Origin of the sequence: Ensifer adhaerens, assembly GCF_028993555.1 — a bacterium.
Lineage (GTDB): Bacteria > Pseudomonadota > Alphaproteobacteria > Rhizobiales > Rhizobiaceae > Ensifer > Ensifer adhaerens_I.
The window spans coordinates 785,411-799,776 of record NZ_CP118611.1; the positions used below are offsets into that span (position 1 = coordinate 785,411).

The 14,366-nt window shown below is 61.3% G+C and carries 8 protein-coding genes; 1 reads left to right on the forward strand and 7 read right to left on the reverse strand.

What is annotated here, in order from left to right; all coding sequences use genetic code 11:
* Positions 1–154: 154 nt before the first annotated feature.
* The 6 genes from PWG15_RS23950 to PWG15_RS23975 form a co-directional block, all read right to left on the reverse strand.
* Positions 155–3,769 carry a metallophosphoesterase gene (locus tag PWG15_RS23950; RefSeq protein WP_275026543.1) on the reverse strand — a complete coding sequence of 1,205 codons (3,615 nt, stop codon included), beginning with the start codon at positions 3,767–3,769 and terminating at the stop codon, positions 155–157.
* 143 nt (positions 3,770–3,912) lie between these two features.
* Entirely contained in the window at positions 3,913–6,282 is a 2,370-nt protein-coding gene (locus PWG15_RS23955; protein ID WP_275026544.1) for a putative Ig domain-containing protein, read from the reverse strand.
* A 223-nt stretch (positions 6,283–6,505) separates the two neighbouring features.
* A complete protein-coding gene (locus PWG15_RS23960) occupies positions 6,506–8,008 on the reverse strand; it encodes a lipopolysaccharide biosynthesis protein (protein ID WP_275026545.1) in 1,503 nt (500 codons plus the stop codon).
* A 55-nt stretch (positions 8,009–8,063) separates the two neighbouring features.
* Positions 8,064–8,942 (reverse strand): sulfotransferase family protein, encoded by an 879-nt coding sequence (locus tag PWG15_RS23965; RefSeq protein ID WP_275026546.1) that lies wholly within the window; start codon positions 8,940–8,942, stop codon positions 8,064–8,066.
* 67 nt (positions 8,943–9,009) lie between these two features.
* Entirely contained in the window at positions 9,010–10,314 is a 1,305-nt protein-coding gene (locus tag PWG15_RS23970; RefSeq protein ID WP_275026547.1) for an HlyD family type I secretion periplasmic adaptor subunit, read from the reverse strand.
* A 27-nt stretch (positions 10,315–10,341) separates the two neighbouring features.
* Positions 10,342–12,096 (reverse strand): type I secretion system permease/ATPase, encoded by a 1,755-nt coding sequence (locus PWG15_RS23975; RefSeq protein ID WP_275027191.1) that lies wholly within the window; start codon positions 12,094–12,096, stop codon positions 10,342–10,344.
* A gap of 646 nt (positions 12,097–12,742) precedes the next feature.
* Between PWG15_RS23975 and PWG15_RS23980 the strand changes: the two genes are divergently transcribed.
* On the forward strand, positions 12,743–13,081 hold the full coding sequence (locus tag PWG15_RS23980) for a hypothetical protein (RefSeq protein ID WP_275026549.1): 339 nt from the start codon (positions 12,743–12,745) through the stop codon (positions 13,079–13,081).
* Here the strand turns inward: PWG15_RS23980 and PWG15_RS23985 are convergent.
* The gene (locus PWG15_RS23985; RefSeq protein ID WP_275026550.1) at positions 13,021–14,364 is read right to left on the reverse strand and encodes a polysaccharide biosynthesis/export family protein; all 1,344 of its coding nucleotides are present in this window, start codon (positions 14,362–14,364) and stop codon (positions 13,021–13,023) included. The two genes, PWG15_RS23980 and PWG15_RS23985, sit on opposite strands and share 61 nt — an antisense overlap.
* Positions 14,365–14,366 lie beyond the last annotated feature (2 nt).

Sequence of the window (14,366 nt, forward strand, 5' to 3'; positions counted from 1 at the left end):
GGACAAGTGGGACCGGCCGGTGAAAGCCGGTGCTTCTACACCCGCCGCGGCGCCCATTGCGGGAGACGGTCGGGGACGGGATTTCCTTGGAAGAAATTGCCTCCGTTGGAGGGCGGATTTCACCAGCCGCAGACGGCCGATGAAATCCAGTCACTCAGACAAGAAGTCCTGTGCGGACGAAGTTGTCGTCATGGAGCTGATCTGCGTGGAGGCCGACGAGCGTCAGGTGGTCCGTCCCGCTCAGGTTCGCCACGACGTTGGCGCCCTGGTTTGTGGCCACCTGCTGGAATTTGCTGGCACTGTCGATACCGTAGTCACGCAGGTCCAGCACGTCTCCGGTGCTGGCGCCGGCCCGGAAGTTCAAGATCGTGTCGTTGCCATCGCCGGTGTGGAAGACGAAGAGGTTGCTGTTCTTGCCGCCGACCAGCGTGTCGTTGCCGCGCCCGCCTGTCAGCGTCGCGTTGCTTCCGAGCCCCCAGAGGTAATCAGCACCGGTGGTGCCGTTCAGCACATAAGCGCCATTGGCGATTGTCGGGGCGCGGCCCACGGGCGTCGAGATGAAGTATGAGTCCGTCAGCGAACTGGTCACTGTGGTCCCGTTGAAGCTGGTGACCTTGTAGAATTCGATCAGCATGCCCTGATCGGTGACCGTCACGAGGCTGGTGCCGACATTGGGAACATCGCGGCCCGAACCGCCAAGCCCGGTGGTGGTATAGGGAAGCTGGACGCCGTCGCCGTTATCGTCGCGGTTTTCGCGGTAGTAGTTGTGCTGATGGCCGGCGAACACCGCGTTCACGCCCCAAGGCTCGAAGGGCCACTGCATGGTCGTCGTGCTGCCGCTTGGATTGTAGGGCGTGTGGTGGAAGTAGGCGACATTGAAGCTCGCGTTCGAGGCATCAAGTGTGGCGTGCATCCACTGGCCCTGAACCGACGTCGAACTGCGGCCGTCGGGATCCTGCTTGTTGCTGTTCAGCGCGAAGAAATGCACCGGTCCGATCTGGAAGTCGTAATACCGCTCGTTGTCGGGCAGGGTGAAGTAATTCAGGTAGTTGGTCAGGTTTCCGTCGTCATATTCGTGATTGCCCAGGACCGGGAAGAAGCGGTTGATGGCGCTGCCGGCGCCATAGGCGCCCTGATAGTTGCCGATGTAGTCGTGGTATTGCTGACCTATGGCCGCATCCATTGTCTGCGGCGCATAGACGTTGTCGCCGACGGTGAGGGCGAAATCGACGTTCCAACTGTGAATGAGCGCCGCAACCGCCTTTTCTCCGTTGAGGTTGGTATCACCGTAGTCGCCGAAGATGGCAAAGCGGTAGAGGGTTTGCGGCCCTGTTTGAGCGGCAACATTGAGGGCGTAGTCATGCGTCGCCGTGCTGCCGTCCGACGATGTCGCCGTCACGTGAAGGGTGATCGACGGTTCGGTTTGGGCGTTGAGCGTGCCGGTGGCCGAACGGGTAATCACGCCGTTTGCATCGATGGCAAAGCGGGTGTCGGTAAGGCTGTAGGTCACGGTCGAACCGGCGTCAGGGTCGCTTGCCGAGGCTGTAATCCCGACCCTGGTTCCAGCGGCAGCATTCTGGGCGATCCGATCTGCGGCCGTATCGGCGTCAGCCGGCGTTCTGAAGCTGACCGGTTCCTGACTGTTGAGAATGCTGAGCGTGTAGGCCTGGGTGGCCGTGGTCTGGTCGGACGAGGTTGCCGTTACCGTCAGCGTGATCGAGGTCTGGGTTTCAAAGTCGAGCGCACCGACGCCGGAGCGGGTGATGACGCCGTTGCTGTCGATGGCAAAGCGCGTATCGTTGAGGCTGTAGGTGACGGTCGAACCGGCGTCGGGGTCACCGGCCGAAGCGGTGATACCGACCTTGGTCCCGGCTGCGGCGAGTTCGACAATCTGGTTGGTCGTGGGATCTGCATCGGCCGGCGTCTTGAAGGCGACCGGTTCCGGGCTGTTGAGAATGTTAAGGGTGTAGCTCTGGGTGGCGGTGCTCTGGTCGGACGAGGTCGCCGTTACCGTCAGCAAGATCGAAGTCTGGGTTTCGAAGTCGAGCGTACCGACGTTGGAGCGCTTGATCGCACCATTGGTGTCGATGGTAAAGCGCGGGTCGTCAATGCTGTAGGTGATCGTATCGCCTGGATTGGGATCCCTGGCCGATGCGGTGATACCGACGGCCGTGCCCGCTGCTGCGAGTTCGGTGATCTGGTTGGTGGTCGCATCGGCGTCGGCTGGCGCGTTGAAGGCGACGGGCTGCTGGCTCCCGAGCACGCCGAGGGTGAACGCCTGAGTTGCCGTGCTGCCATCGGAGGACGTGGCCGTCACCGTCAGCGTGATCGAAGGCTCGGCCTGGGCATTCAAGGTGCCGGTGCCCGAGCGCGTAACAACGCCGTTGGCGTCTATGGCAAAGCGGTTATCGCTGAGGCTGTAGGTGACAGTCGAGCCGGCGTCCGGGTCGCCAGCCGAAGCGGTGATACCGACCGCGGTTCCTGCAGCGGCAAGTTCGGCGATCTGGTTGGTGGCCGCATCCGCATCGGCCGGCGTCTTGAAGGCGATCGGTTCCTGGCTGTTGAGGATGCTGACGGTGTAGGTCTGCGTGGCGGTGCTCTGGTCGGAGGAGGTTGCTGTTACCGTCAGCGTGATCGAAGTCTGGGTCTCGAAGTCCAGTGTGCCTGTGCCCGACCGGGTGATGACGCCGTTGCTGTCGATGGCGAACCGTTGATCGTTGACACTGTAGGTGACGGTCGAGCCGGCATCGGGGTCACTGGCCGAAGCGGTGATGCCGACCGCGGTTCCTGCTGCGGCAAGTTCGGCAATCTGGTTGTTGGCCGGATCCGCATCGGCCTGGGTGTTGAAGGCGACCGGGCTGCCGGCGACGGGAACGTAGTATTCGATGTGGAGCAGGGGTGCGCCGGCGGCGCTGCCTTCATAAGATTTCGCTGTGCGCGTGCCGGTGCCGGTGAGCATGAACGCCATGTCATTGAGCGCCGCCCAGCCTCCGCGATCTATGATCTCCTGAACGATCGCCTTGAGGTCCGGCGTTCGCTCCGCAGCGCCGGCTTCACCGCGGACCGTCCAGCTTGCTACGTCCCAGGTAACGGATGCGTCCGTGGTCGGGCGCGAGGAGACGTTGAACTTGATCGCGGTAAATGCGGCCGACTCGTCTGCGTCCTCGCCGCGGATCAGGAACGACGCCAATCCACTGCTAATCTCGTCGGAGGTGAACTGGATATAGGCGTTGGTAATCACCGCACCTCGGGGAACGTCGATCCCCGTGAAGCGAAGCCCAACGGTCTGGCGCGTGGTTCCGTCATAGCCCATGTCCAGATCGTTGATGTTGGCGGATATCGAGCCAGAGCTCTTTTCTTCGATGTCATCGGCGGCTGTGGAAACCCTTGCCTCGAAAATCGGGCCGACCGCAAGCGTGCTGGCGGCAGCGCTGTTCAGGGTGGCTGCGTTGGATGAGCGCAGCGTATCTGCCGGCGCGTCGTTGCTGGAGGCCGCCGTGTTGCCGGTGGTGTCCGGAGGAGAGCCCTGGTTCTCAACGGCGCTGCCAACGGAGGCGTGGCTACCGCGTTTGGCGGCCCCGTCCTCGTCCCAGCTCCAGCCAAGATGGGTCGCCGATCGTGGATCGATCCCGACGGAATGAACAGCCCAGATCGGACCTTCGGCATCATTATCGAACAGGTAGCCGTGGACGCCAAAACTCAATCCGAACTCGATCGAGAGCAGTTTTGGGTCGTCTAGCCCAAATGGAATGCGGGACAACTTCGACATGTCCAACCTCCTTTCCGCGGCTTGCGGATAGTCGGAGCTAGCCGGTGGACGCGGTCGCCCCTACGCCGCCTCGCAACGACGGTTGCGAGGCGATGTCGTTTCAGGTTTCGACCGAGTGGCCGATCCTGCAATTTTCTTCCCGGTCAGGCGAGCAGCCAGTGGTCGAGCCGGAACTCGTAAAGCTTGCCGTCGTTCTCGTTCGGGTTGGAATCGTTGTCGGTGCCGCGGTCAACGATGTAGAGGCTCATCTGGTTTGCATCGTCGCTGCTCGGCGCCAGCGCCAGACCCGCAACCTTGCGGGCATTAGCCGAAGAAATATCGAGTGTGCCCAACTGCTGCCCGGTCGTTGACATCATCACCACCTGGGTGCGCGACTTGACGACATAAAGCAGGTCGTGAACGGGGTCGTACTCTACGCAAGGATCCCCGTTGGATAGGGTCCCGATCGAAAAACTCGTCACCACGTCATCGCCTCCGGTCGAGGCCACGCCGTCGAATTTGCCGTTTGCGCCCGGGTTGATCGTGTAGATCTTTGCCGCCCCGTCCGCGAGATAGAGGACACCTCGCTTGGTGTCGTAGGCGATGCCTTCAGGGTCGGAGCTGCCGAAGGCGGACGTCTTCAACGAGGTCACGGTGTCATCGGCCGTGTTGTAAAGTCCGTCCGCTCCCGGGTTGAGTTCGTAGATGCTCTTCGTGCCGGTATCATCGGAGAAGTAGAGGTGCCGGTTGGTCGGGTTGTATGCAACACCACTCGGCTCGTCTGAAAAACTGGTGGTGGTAAGCGATCTGACCAAGCTGCCGTTTAGGCTCATTTCGAAGAGGTTCTTGCCCTGGAATATCGACATTTCATCGACTTCACCGTCGGAAATCATCAAGGTTCCGAGATGGGAGATGTAGGTGATGCCCGACGGGTCAGGGCTCGCCGGTGACCACTGCGAGGTCAGAACGGTATGCACGAGCGTTGCCGACGTGGGTGGGCTGGGGGTGCCTGAGGTGACATTGACGCTGTAGTCATGGTTGGCGGTGCTGCCGTCCGACGACGTGGCGGTGACGGTTAAGGTGATCGACGGCTGGGACTGGGCATTGAGTGTACCCGTGCCCGAGCGGGTGATGACGCCGTTCGCATCGATGGCGAAGCGGGTGTCGTTCAGGCTGTAAGAGATGGTCGAGCCGGCATCCGGGTCCGCCGCTGAAGCAGTGATACCGATCTTGGTGCCCGCGGCTGCATTCTGAACGATCTGATTTGTGGCCGTATCGGCATCGGCCGGGTTGCTGAAGGCGACAGGCTCCTGGCTGTTGAGAATATTGAGAGTGTAAGTCTGGGTGGCGGTACTCTGATCGGATGAGGTCGCGGTCACCGTCAGAGTGATGGAAGTCTGGGTCTCGAAGTCGAGGCTACCGACGCCCGATCGGGTAATGACGCCGGTCGAAGCGTTGATGGTGAAACGTGCATCGTCTACGCTATAGCTCACCGTATCGCCAGCGTCGGGATCGCTTGCCGAAGCGGTGATGCCGATGGCCGTTCCGGCGGCCGCCAGTTCCGCGATCTGGTTGGTTAACGGGTTGGCATCGACCGGAGAATTGAAGGCGACCGGGGCGCTTGCCGTTGGGATGTAATATTCGATGTGCAGGAACGGCGCGGCCCCAGCATTGCCATCGAAAGACTTGGCGGTGCGGGTGCCGGTCCCTGTGACCAGGAAGGCTATGTCATTCAATGCCGCCCAGCCGCCACGATCAATAATCTCCTGGATGATCGCCTTCAGGTCCGGCGTACGTTGCCCGGTGCCGGCCTCGCCACGTGTCGTCCAGTCCGCCGGTGACCAGTTGACCAATGCGTCCGTTATCGGTCGCGAGGAGATATTGAACTTTGCGGTCGTGAACTCGGCGGCGTCGTCCGAATCCTGACCACGGATCACCAGCGAAGCCAACCCGGTGCTCACCTCGTCGGTGGTGAACTGTATATAGGCGTTGGTGATGATCGCGCCCTTGGGAATGTTGATGCCGGCAAAGCGCAATCCGACCGTCTGGCGCGTGCTGTCGTCGAAGCCGAGTTCCAGATCGTTGATGTTGCCGGAGATCGATCCCGAGCTCTTTTCCTCGGCGTCATCGGCGGCGCCCGACACGCGGGTCTCGAAAGTCGTCGGCGTGCTGCTGCTCGAAAGCGCAAAACTCTCACCGCTCATCGTCTTGGCGGCTTCGCCGTCTCCGTCGGACGTCAGGGTTGGTGATGCGCTGGTTTCAGCCTGGTTCGTCACTCCGCTTTCGGCAGGGGCCGTCGCGCCTCCAGCGCCGTCGTTGGGGCCCATGGGCCGGAGCTCCCAGTCGCCGATCCCCTCGAACGAGACCGTCGCCCGCAGAATGTTCTGCAGAAATGAAGCCAATGAATCTGGAGTGGGGATGCCGGTCAGTGCCATAGATCCGTCATCGGTCAATCCATCGCCCTTGAGGCCGTAGTCAATGTCGATATCTGCCAAGAGCTGTTTGACGCTAGGAAACCGAGCCAAGCTGGTCATGTCGTATCTCCTTTATCGAGGCGGCTGTTTCAGCCGGCCTTTGCAGGTCCACGATCGTGCGGGTGCTTGTCAAAGCGGGCACCCATGGGGAATGCCGAAGCCCGCGCCCGAAGGAGCGACGTCGTTGGAGGCGGCGTCGCCCGATCAGTTCGCGGGATGGAATTCAGAATGCTGATGCATCGTCGGTCGGCACATGCCGCCGAATAGTGGGAGGGGTGCCTCCCTATCCTGGTCGACTTCGCCGCAGCCAAGCGGGTGCGAGCCCGGCGACCAGGCGAAGCAACGACTGCCCGTCCCGTCCAAGAAACAGTGACGGTAGCAGCCAGCATGACACCAGGCCTGTCACACCGGCGGCAATCACGACATTGAGAAGGAGGATAAGCGGCGTCACGTGAACCTGGCGCAGTTGATCCACCGTGATCCAGGAACAGACGCCGACCACGCTCGCCAAGGCAAACGCTGGCGCATGTGCCCCGATGAACTCGGACCAACTGATGCCGGTAACGCGCAGGCTCAGATGCGCCATCAGCATGAAATTGGTCGCGACTGCCGCAACGACGCCAGCCGCCACGCCCGTCACGCCCCAGAATTGTCCGAAGAACGCGCCTGTCGCCACGGCAACCACGAAGATCGCTTGCCGCCATGCCCTTGCGTAGACGACACCGGTCGCACGCGAGATGGAGTCGCTGAGTTTGTAGCTTGTACGGAACAACATGCCGACGGCCAGAATCTGGAGGGGAGCGACGACCGCGTCCCACCCCCGGCCGAGCAGGACCAAAACAAGTTCGGGCGCCGTGATCGCGACGACGACGCTTGCCGGCAGCACCACAAGAGCGCAGGCGGCAACCGCGCTGCGATAGGCGCGGGCGAGACGGGCAGGCTCCTGCTGCACGAGCGCCATTGTTGGAAACAGAACCCGGTCGAGAATCTGGCCGATGATGACCGCCGGCGTGGTCATGAGCTGTGAGGCAAGCGAATAGATACCGAGCGCTCCCGCTCCGAGCGTGCGCCCGACGATGAGCTTGTCGACTTGGGTTGCGAGGTAGTTGCACACGCGCGCTACTGTGAAACCGCCACCGAAATAGAGCAATTCGCCAATCGCACGCCGCTCCAGCAACAGCCGTTTGGGATGCGGCTGGCCGATGAGCAGCACGATCGTGCGCAGCAGGTTTTGGGTCATCAGCGCGCCAACGAGCGCCCAGATGCCGAAACCGGCGAGCGCAAAGACCGGTGCTGCGATCACGAAGCCGACCGCAAAGGTGGCCGCATCGACGGCGGCCAGCCATTCGAACCGTAGCGATCGCTGGGCGACGGCCTGCGCCACCAGCGCCACGCCCTGGCACAGGAACACCACGCTGGTGGCGCGGACGACGGGTGCGAGCTCGGCCAACCGCATGGCATGTGCGATCGCCGGTGCGATAACCCAGACCAGCCCGGCAATCAGCAGGCTGAGGATCAGCGACAGGGTAAAACCGACCCGCAGATGACGCTCGTCAAGCTCGGGCCGCTGCACGATTGCCGGCGCGACGCCGAGGTTTTCGAAGATGGTTGCCAGCTTGATGATGACGAGGGCGGCGGCATAAAGCCCAAATTCGTTGGGAGACAGCAGTCGGGCGAGCACAAGCAGCGCGGCAGCTTCCGCCAAAGCGAGCGCCCCCATGGACAGCCCCGTCCAAAACATGCCCACGACACTACGCTTTGCCAGTCCCTGTCGGATGTTACTCACGCCTTGCTCTCCCCAGGCGAACGAACCGAACTCTCGATATTGCTACGGTCGTCCCTCATCGAAGCGGTAGAGGGATATCGTAGCCGTATACCTGCATCTCTTCTTCGACCTCCGGCAGGATCGACCGCAATTGCTCGCGATCGAAGCGAAGCCATTTCTCCTGGCGGGTTGGATCGACCATTTCCTTGGCGGCACGAAGGATGTCGTCGCTCAAGGCGAGGCCGCAGTGGGCGTAGATGCGGCGCAAGGTCGTTTCCGTGTCCTGCATCAGGTCCTCGTAACGACAGGTCAGCACCCGGTCGTCTCCGAGCCTGGCCAGATCTTCCCTGGCCCGGCGGTTGCCGCGTGCCCACTGGCGTGCAATCACCGTCAGCTTGTTGTGTGCCTTCAGATCCTGATCGATCCCCTCGTATTTCGGTCCGTAGATCGGCGCATACTTCTTCCTCAGGATCTTCTTCGCGAACATTTGTCGGATGAACACGCCGGCATAGTGGTGAAGCTGCGTTATCGGAGTGGTTGAAAGCGTTCGCCTTATGCCCTTCATCGTCTTCGTTCGTTGCCACTTCAGTTCCATGGAACTGATGTAGGAGAACGGATTTCTCGTGATGAAAAGGAAAGTCGCTTCCGGGAAAATCTCGTGCACATAGGATGTGCGAAGGACGTTGGACGGGGTGTTTTCCATGATCTGCCGGCCGCCGTTCTTCACCTGAAATTCGAGGAAGCGGCCGCGGATGTAGCGGATAACCTTTTCCGTCGCATCGCGCTCGGTGAACACGTCGTTCTGACGCCCGGGATCCGCGTAGAGCCAGAGCGTCCGTGGCTCATACCAGGTCACTACGTCCGGATGCAGGCCGATCAATTTCTGTGTGATGGTCGTTCCCGACCGATAGTTGCCGATCAGGAAAATCGGGGGCCTGAGTTTGGTCGCGATCACGGCAAACCTCGTTCTCTGGAGATACCGGACTTTAAAAACGGCAATGATGGCCCAGCCTGGGGTGCGCCTATTGGTCCCGGAAAGCGCGCATCATCTGGTCCGACAAGGGCTTCATCAGATAGGACATCATGGTCCGATCCCCGATCGTGATGAACACTTCGGCGGGCATTCCGGGGACGAGGGCCAGGCGACTTGCGTGTGCCGGACTATCGAGCGTCGGCGTGATCCGCGCGACGTAAAAGCTCTCGTTCGTACGCTGGTCGTGCGTGACGTCGGCCGCAACCAGCGATACGACGCCTTGGAACTCCGGCGTAATGCGCTGATTGAAGGCGGTAAACCTAAGGAGGGCGCTTTGGCCAACCCGAACCTGGTCGATGTCCTGCGGGGCAACTTTTGCCTCGATCGCCAAAACATCGTGATTCGGAATGATCATCATGATCGGCTCGCCTGCGCCGATCACGCCGCCAATGGTGTGCACGGTAGACTGATGGACGGTGCCGCTTGCTGGCGCGCGTATATCGATGCGCAGCAGTTGATCCCTGGCCGTTACCTCGCGTTCCTCGAATTCGGCGATCTTGGCGTCGACGTCACGCAACTCGCTGCCGGTCGAGCTCGAAAACTCCTTGTCCAGTTGCAGGATCTGGAGAAGCACCTCGGCGATTGCGCCTCGCGCCTGGGCAGTACTGGCGACCAACTGCGCCCGCTCGCCCTCGATCCGCGTCGCATCGCGTTCGTAGGCCGTCAGCTTCGACAGCGGCGTCAGTTTCTTCTCGACAAGATCGCGAATACCCGCAAGTTCTTGGCTGATCAGCTCGATCTCCTGTCTCTTGGCCCGGCCCTGGGCCAGGTAGCCCTCGATCTGCTTTTGCAGTTGCTCGATGCGCTCGCGAAGCCGCGCCTTGTTTCCGGACCGCTCGAGGCGACGTATCTCGAACAATCGCCGCTCGCTTGCGACCAGCGCCGCGACCTCCGGTTCGCTTATCCGTGCGGTGAGTGTCGGGGCGAGTTTCAATTGCTGGTCGCCATCGCGCTCGGCCTCAAGGCGTGATTTTCGAGCGTAGAGCTCGTCCAGGCTCTTGGTCACGAAGGCCAGATTGGCGCGGGGCACCACGTCGCTCAGCTGCACGAGGAGATCGTCGGCTTCAACATGCGCACCGTCGTGCACAAGGATCTTGCTGACGATGCCGCCAGTCGGGTGCTGGACCTTCTTGCCATTGGACGCGACGACCACCACGCCGTGGGCGATGATTGCGCCTGAAATTTCAATGGTTGCAGCAAAGCCACCGACGACGCCGAAGAGCAGGGCGATGACAGTCACCCCGCCCAGAAGGTTGCGGCGAATGGAACGTCGGTGGGAGTGTGTCGCGTTCATCTGACAGTCGACAGTTGTCTTCGGCTTTCAATTCGATGGTTTGGGCAGGGCGGCGACGCGTTTCACGCCGTCATTGTTGGCCGGTTGCAACGGGACCAGCTTGGAAAGCACCCGTTCTCGCGGGCCCAACATCAGCATCTGCCCTTCTTTCATTTCCATCACCAGGTCGACGGCGGCGAGGATGTTCGGCCGATGCGTGACGATGACGACGATTCCGCCGCGGGCCTTGATCTTTCTAATGGCATCGCCAAGGGCAATCTCGCCATCTGCGTCAAGGTTGGAGTTCGGCTCATCGAGGACGATCAGGAATGGATCGCGATAGAGCGCGCGGGCAAGTGCGATGCGCTGACGTTGTCCGGCCGACAGCGCTGCCCCGCCCTCGCCAATCTGGGTCTCGTATCCGTTGGGCAGGCTGACGACCAGGTCATGAACACCTGCAGCACGGGCGGCAGCGACAACGGCATCGGCATCGGCATCCGGTTCGAAGCGCGCGATGTTGGCCGCCACCGTTCCTGCGAAAAGCTCAACGTCCTGCGGCAGGTAACCGATGTAGCGCCCGAGATATCCCTGCGGCCATTGTTCGAGTGCCGCACCGTCAAGCTTTATGCGGCCGATGGTCGGTCGCCAGGCGCCGACGAGGGCGCGCACGAAGCTTGATTTTCCGGAGCCGCTGGCGCCGATAACCCCAAGCCCGACCCCGGCATTGAGATCGAACTCAATGCCCTGGACGATCAGCCGTTGCGTGCCGGGCGCGCTAACGGCGACCCTATCTACCGTGAGGTTGGAGCGCGGTGCGGGAAGAGCCATCGGTGCGACTTCCTCAGGCAGCCGCGCGAGCAACTGGCTCAGTCTGCGCCAACTTTGGCGCGCCGAGATGAAGTTGCGCCAATGGGCAATTGCAAGATCGACAGGTGCAAGGGCCCGCCCTGCGAGGATCGACCCCGCGATAATGACCCCGGCCGTCGCTTCACCATGGATCACCAACCACGCCCCGATGCCCAGCATCGCCGATTGCAGCATCAGTCGCAACGCCCTCGACAGGCTGCCAAGCCCTCCAACGACGTCACTGACGCGTTGCTGTTGAACGATATGTTCGCGGCTCGTTTCCCGCCATTGGTCGTGCATGTGCCGACGCATGCCCATGGCCGCCAATACCTCGGCATTGCGGCGGCTGGCTTCCGCCAGGTTGTTGCGGCGGATTCCCGAAGATGTCGCCGCGCTCGCAGGCTTTCGCGTCAGCATCTCGGTCGTGATTGTCAGTGTTACCAGGACGATCGCGCCGCCGATCGCGGTCAATCCGAGGATCGGGTGAAAACCCCAGATGATCGCGATGTAGAAGGGCAGCCACGGCAACTCGAAAAGCGCATTGGGACCCGGGCTGGCGAGGAAGGTGCGAATGCTGTCGAGGTCGCGCTGGGGCTGCAGACCTTCGCCTTGTTGTCCGACGAGGAGAGGCAGGCGCGCAATAGCGCTGAACACCCGTCCAGAGACTGCTTCGTCCAGCTCAGCGCCGATCCGCGTCATTATCCGGCCGCGCAGGAGATCGATGATCGCTTGTCCAAGGAAGAGTGCAGCGGCCAGCATTGACAGGCCGACAAGTGTTGGCACGCTCCGGCTCGGCAGGACGCGGTCGTAGACTTGCAGCATGAAAATCGCGCCATTCAGCATGAGGATGTTGCTGACGCCGCTGAAGATCGCGACACCTACAAGTGCGCTACGGCAGGAACGCAAACCGCTCGCTAGTTCCGTACCAGGCGCGGGACGCTGAGCGGCCAAAAGCATGGCCCGCGACGTGTTGGCAACGGCCAGTTTGACCCTTCGCCGCCGTGGGACAATCATCAGCAGCAGGCCAAGTGCCGTGATCGCCATCCAAAGTAGAGTGCCATCCACGGCAATACCGGTCAGCTTGGTCAGCTGATCTCGTATGATGAAGGCGCTTGCGTTGAGGCTCTCCATCCAGGCGCGCCACGGAACGACGGAGAGCTCGGTCCGTGCCGTCTTCCACGCGCTGCTGGTCGGCAAGAATTCGAACGCGAACCGGCCAAGTGCGAGCGCGAACAGAAACGCGCCGAGCACCTGCAAGCTTGTGATCGGGGCGGGGCTTGGGCGTGTTTGGCGCCGCTGCCCGCGCAAGAGATGCGCCTGTTTCGCCGGTGCGGCTTGGCGGCGAGGAGCTGCACGCATGCGACTTCCCCCAAAGACGACGGCCGCACCGGAAAGGAGGGTCAGAATGCCGGCAATATTTGGCCCGCTGAAAACCATGTCTAGCCCATCCCGGCCGCACAAAGGGCTGGAAAGCAACGATCGGCATGCCGAAACTTGTGAGACTGTTGTAATACTGTCATTGTGTTCGTCGATCGTTGCTGCGATATTTGCGCCAGACTCAGACTGTGGCTTTCGATGAAGAGCTCAGCGTGAGGAGTGACCGGTGTTAGAGCTCGCAATCCTTCTGACGGTTGGTTTCTTCGGAGGATGCTTCAGGCGGGTTGCCTGGATCTTCCTTTCGTCCGTGGTCGTATTGCTGAGCGCACCGATTTACTTGGTGCAATATCGGGAAATCGTCAGTGTTCTCCCTGTGATTTTGCTGACGTTGCTCGCCATTATGACCGTGCAGCTGGGTTCCTTGACCGGTTTTCTGGTGCTGCCCCCAAGGCGCAAAACGCGTGAATCGGCCGCTGAAACGGTGGATACTGGCTCAGCTTCACCTCAGAAGGCTTTCTTCTCCATGTCGGCCGCCGGGTCTGGACGGGACGCCGCCGACGAATAGAAGCCCTTGCTCGCCACCACCGAGACCTCGATGACGTCACCGGCATTGACGTCCGTGTTCTCGTCTGCGGCAACTTCCTGGCCCGTCTTTTGGCCGCGCCGGAAGATCAGGATCTTTACGGAGCCCTGCAGGTCTTCGAGTGTCCGATGCTCGCCATATTCGAAGACGAAAAGCAGTTTATCCGACAGGTATCGTAGCTGGCTTGCCAGCTTCGCCAGTTGAACCTGTGTTTCCTGCGTATCCGAAATCAACTGGAACTCGTGCTCCTGGTGCTTCTTGCGCAGCTCGCTTTCCATGTTGAGAAGATCCTGCTGCAGTCGCGTCTGCTGCATTTCGAATTGGGCGAGGTCGAGACGGTAGTTGTTGTGAGCGCGCTCCAATGCCATCACATTCGAGTTGGTGATCAGACCTTTCTGGCGCAGGGTCCTGACCGATTCCAGTTCGTCGAGCTGGCTCTTCACCGTCTGCTGCCGTTCGCCCTTGGCGCCGGCCAACATTTCGGCTTCCTTCTTCAAACGTGCAAGAGAGGCTTGAAGATACGATATGTCGTCGCGGAATGCGGTTAGCCGAGCCGTCAGCTGTGCCTGCTCGGTTGCTACGATCTCGTTGATCAAGCTCTGGCCAAGTTCAGCCGGAGGATCGGTCGGGACAGGAATGCTGTCGACGAGTTTGCTCTCGGCGTGAAGCCGGGCAAGGCGAACCTTCAGGCGATACTCCTCGATCATCAGGTTTGCCCGCTCGCTGCGCAGGTCCGCGATCTGCAACGCCGGCACGGTCTCCCCGGCAGTCGTTGGACGGAAGCCGCCGGCGAGAGCCAAGGCGTGCCGGACGGTTATTCCCGGCTGGAACGGATAGGAGCCGGGATGGGCGACGGCGCCGGATATGAAGAACGGCCGGTATTGCCCGATCTCGACTTTGACGTAGGGATCGAGGATCAACTTCCGTTGCTGGTAGGCGCTACGGATATCCTGGGATAGGGCGGCGGCCGTCAGGCCACGCGCCCGAACGTCTCCGAGTAGCGGAAGCGCGATCGAGCCGCGATCGTCGACGACAACCTCCAAAGGATAGGCCGGCTCCCCGAAGACCAAGACACGCACCACATCGCCGGTGTCGAGGAGATACCCGTCTGCGCGGGCGACGTTCGCGGCGAATAAACTGATTGCGAGCGCGAGGATTTGCAGCAGAAGGCGGCCGCAATCAATCCCGTTGACAGCTCGACGGAAGACCCGGTCCTCGGGTCCGAATGGAACTGAGACATAGGTTGGATCGACACACCGTTTCATCG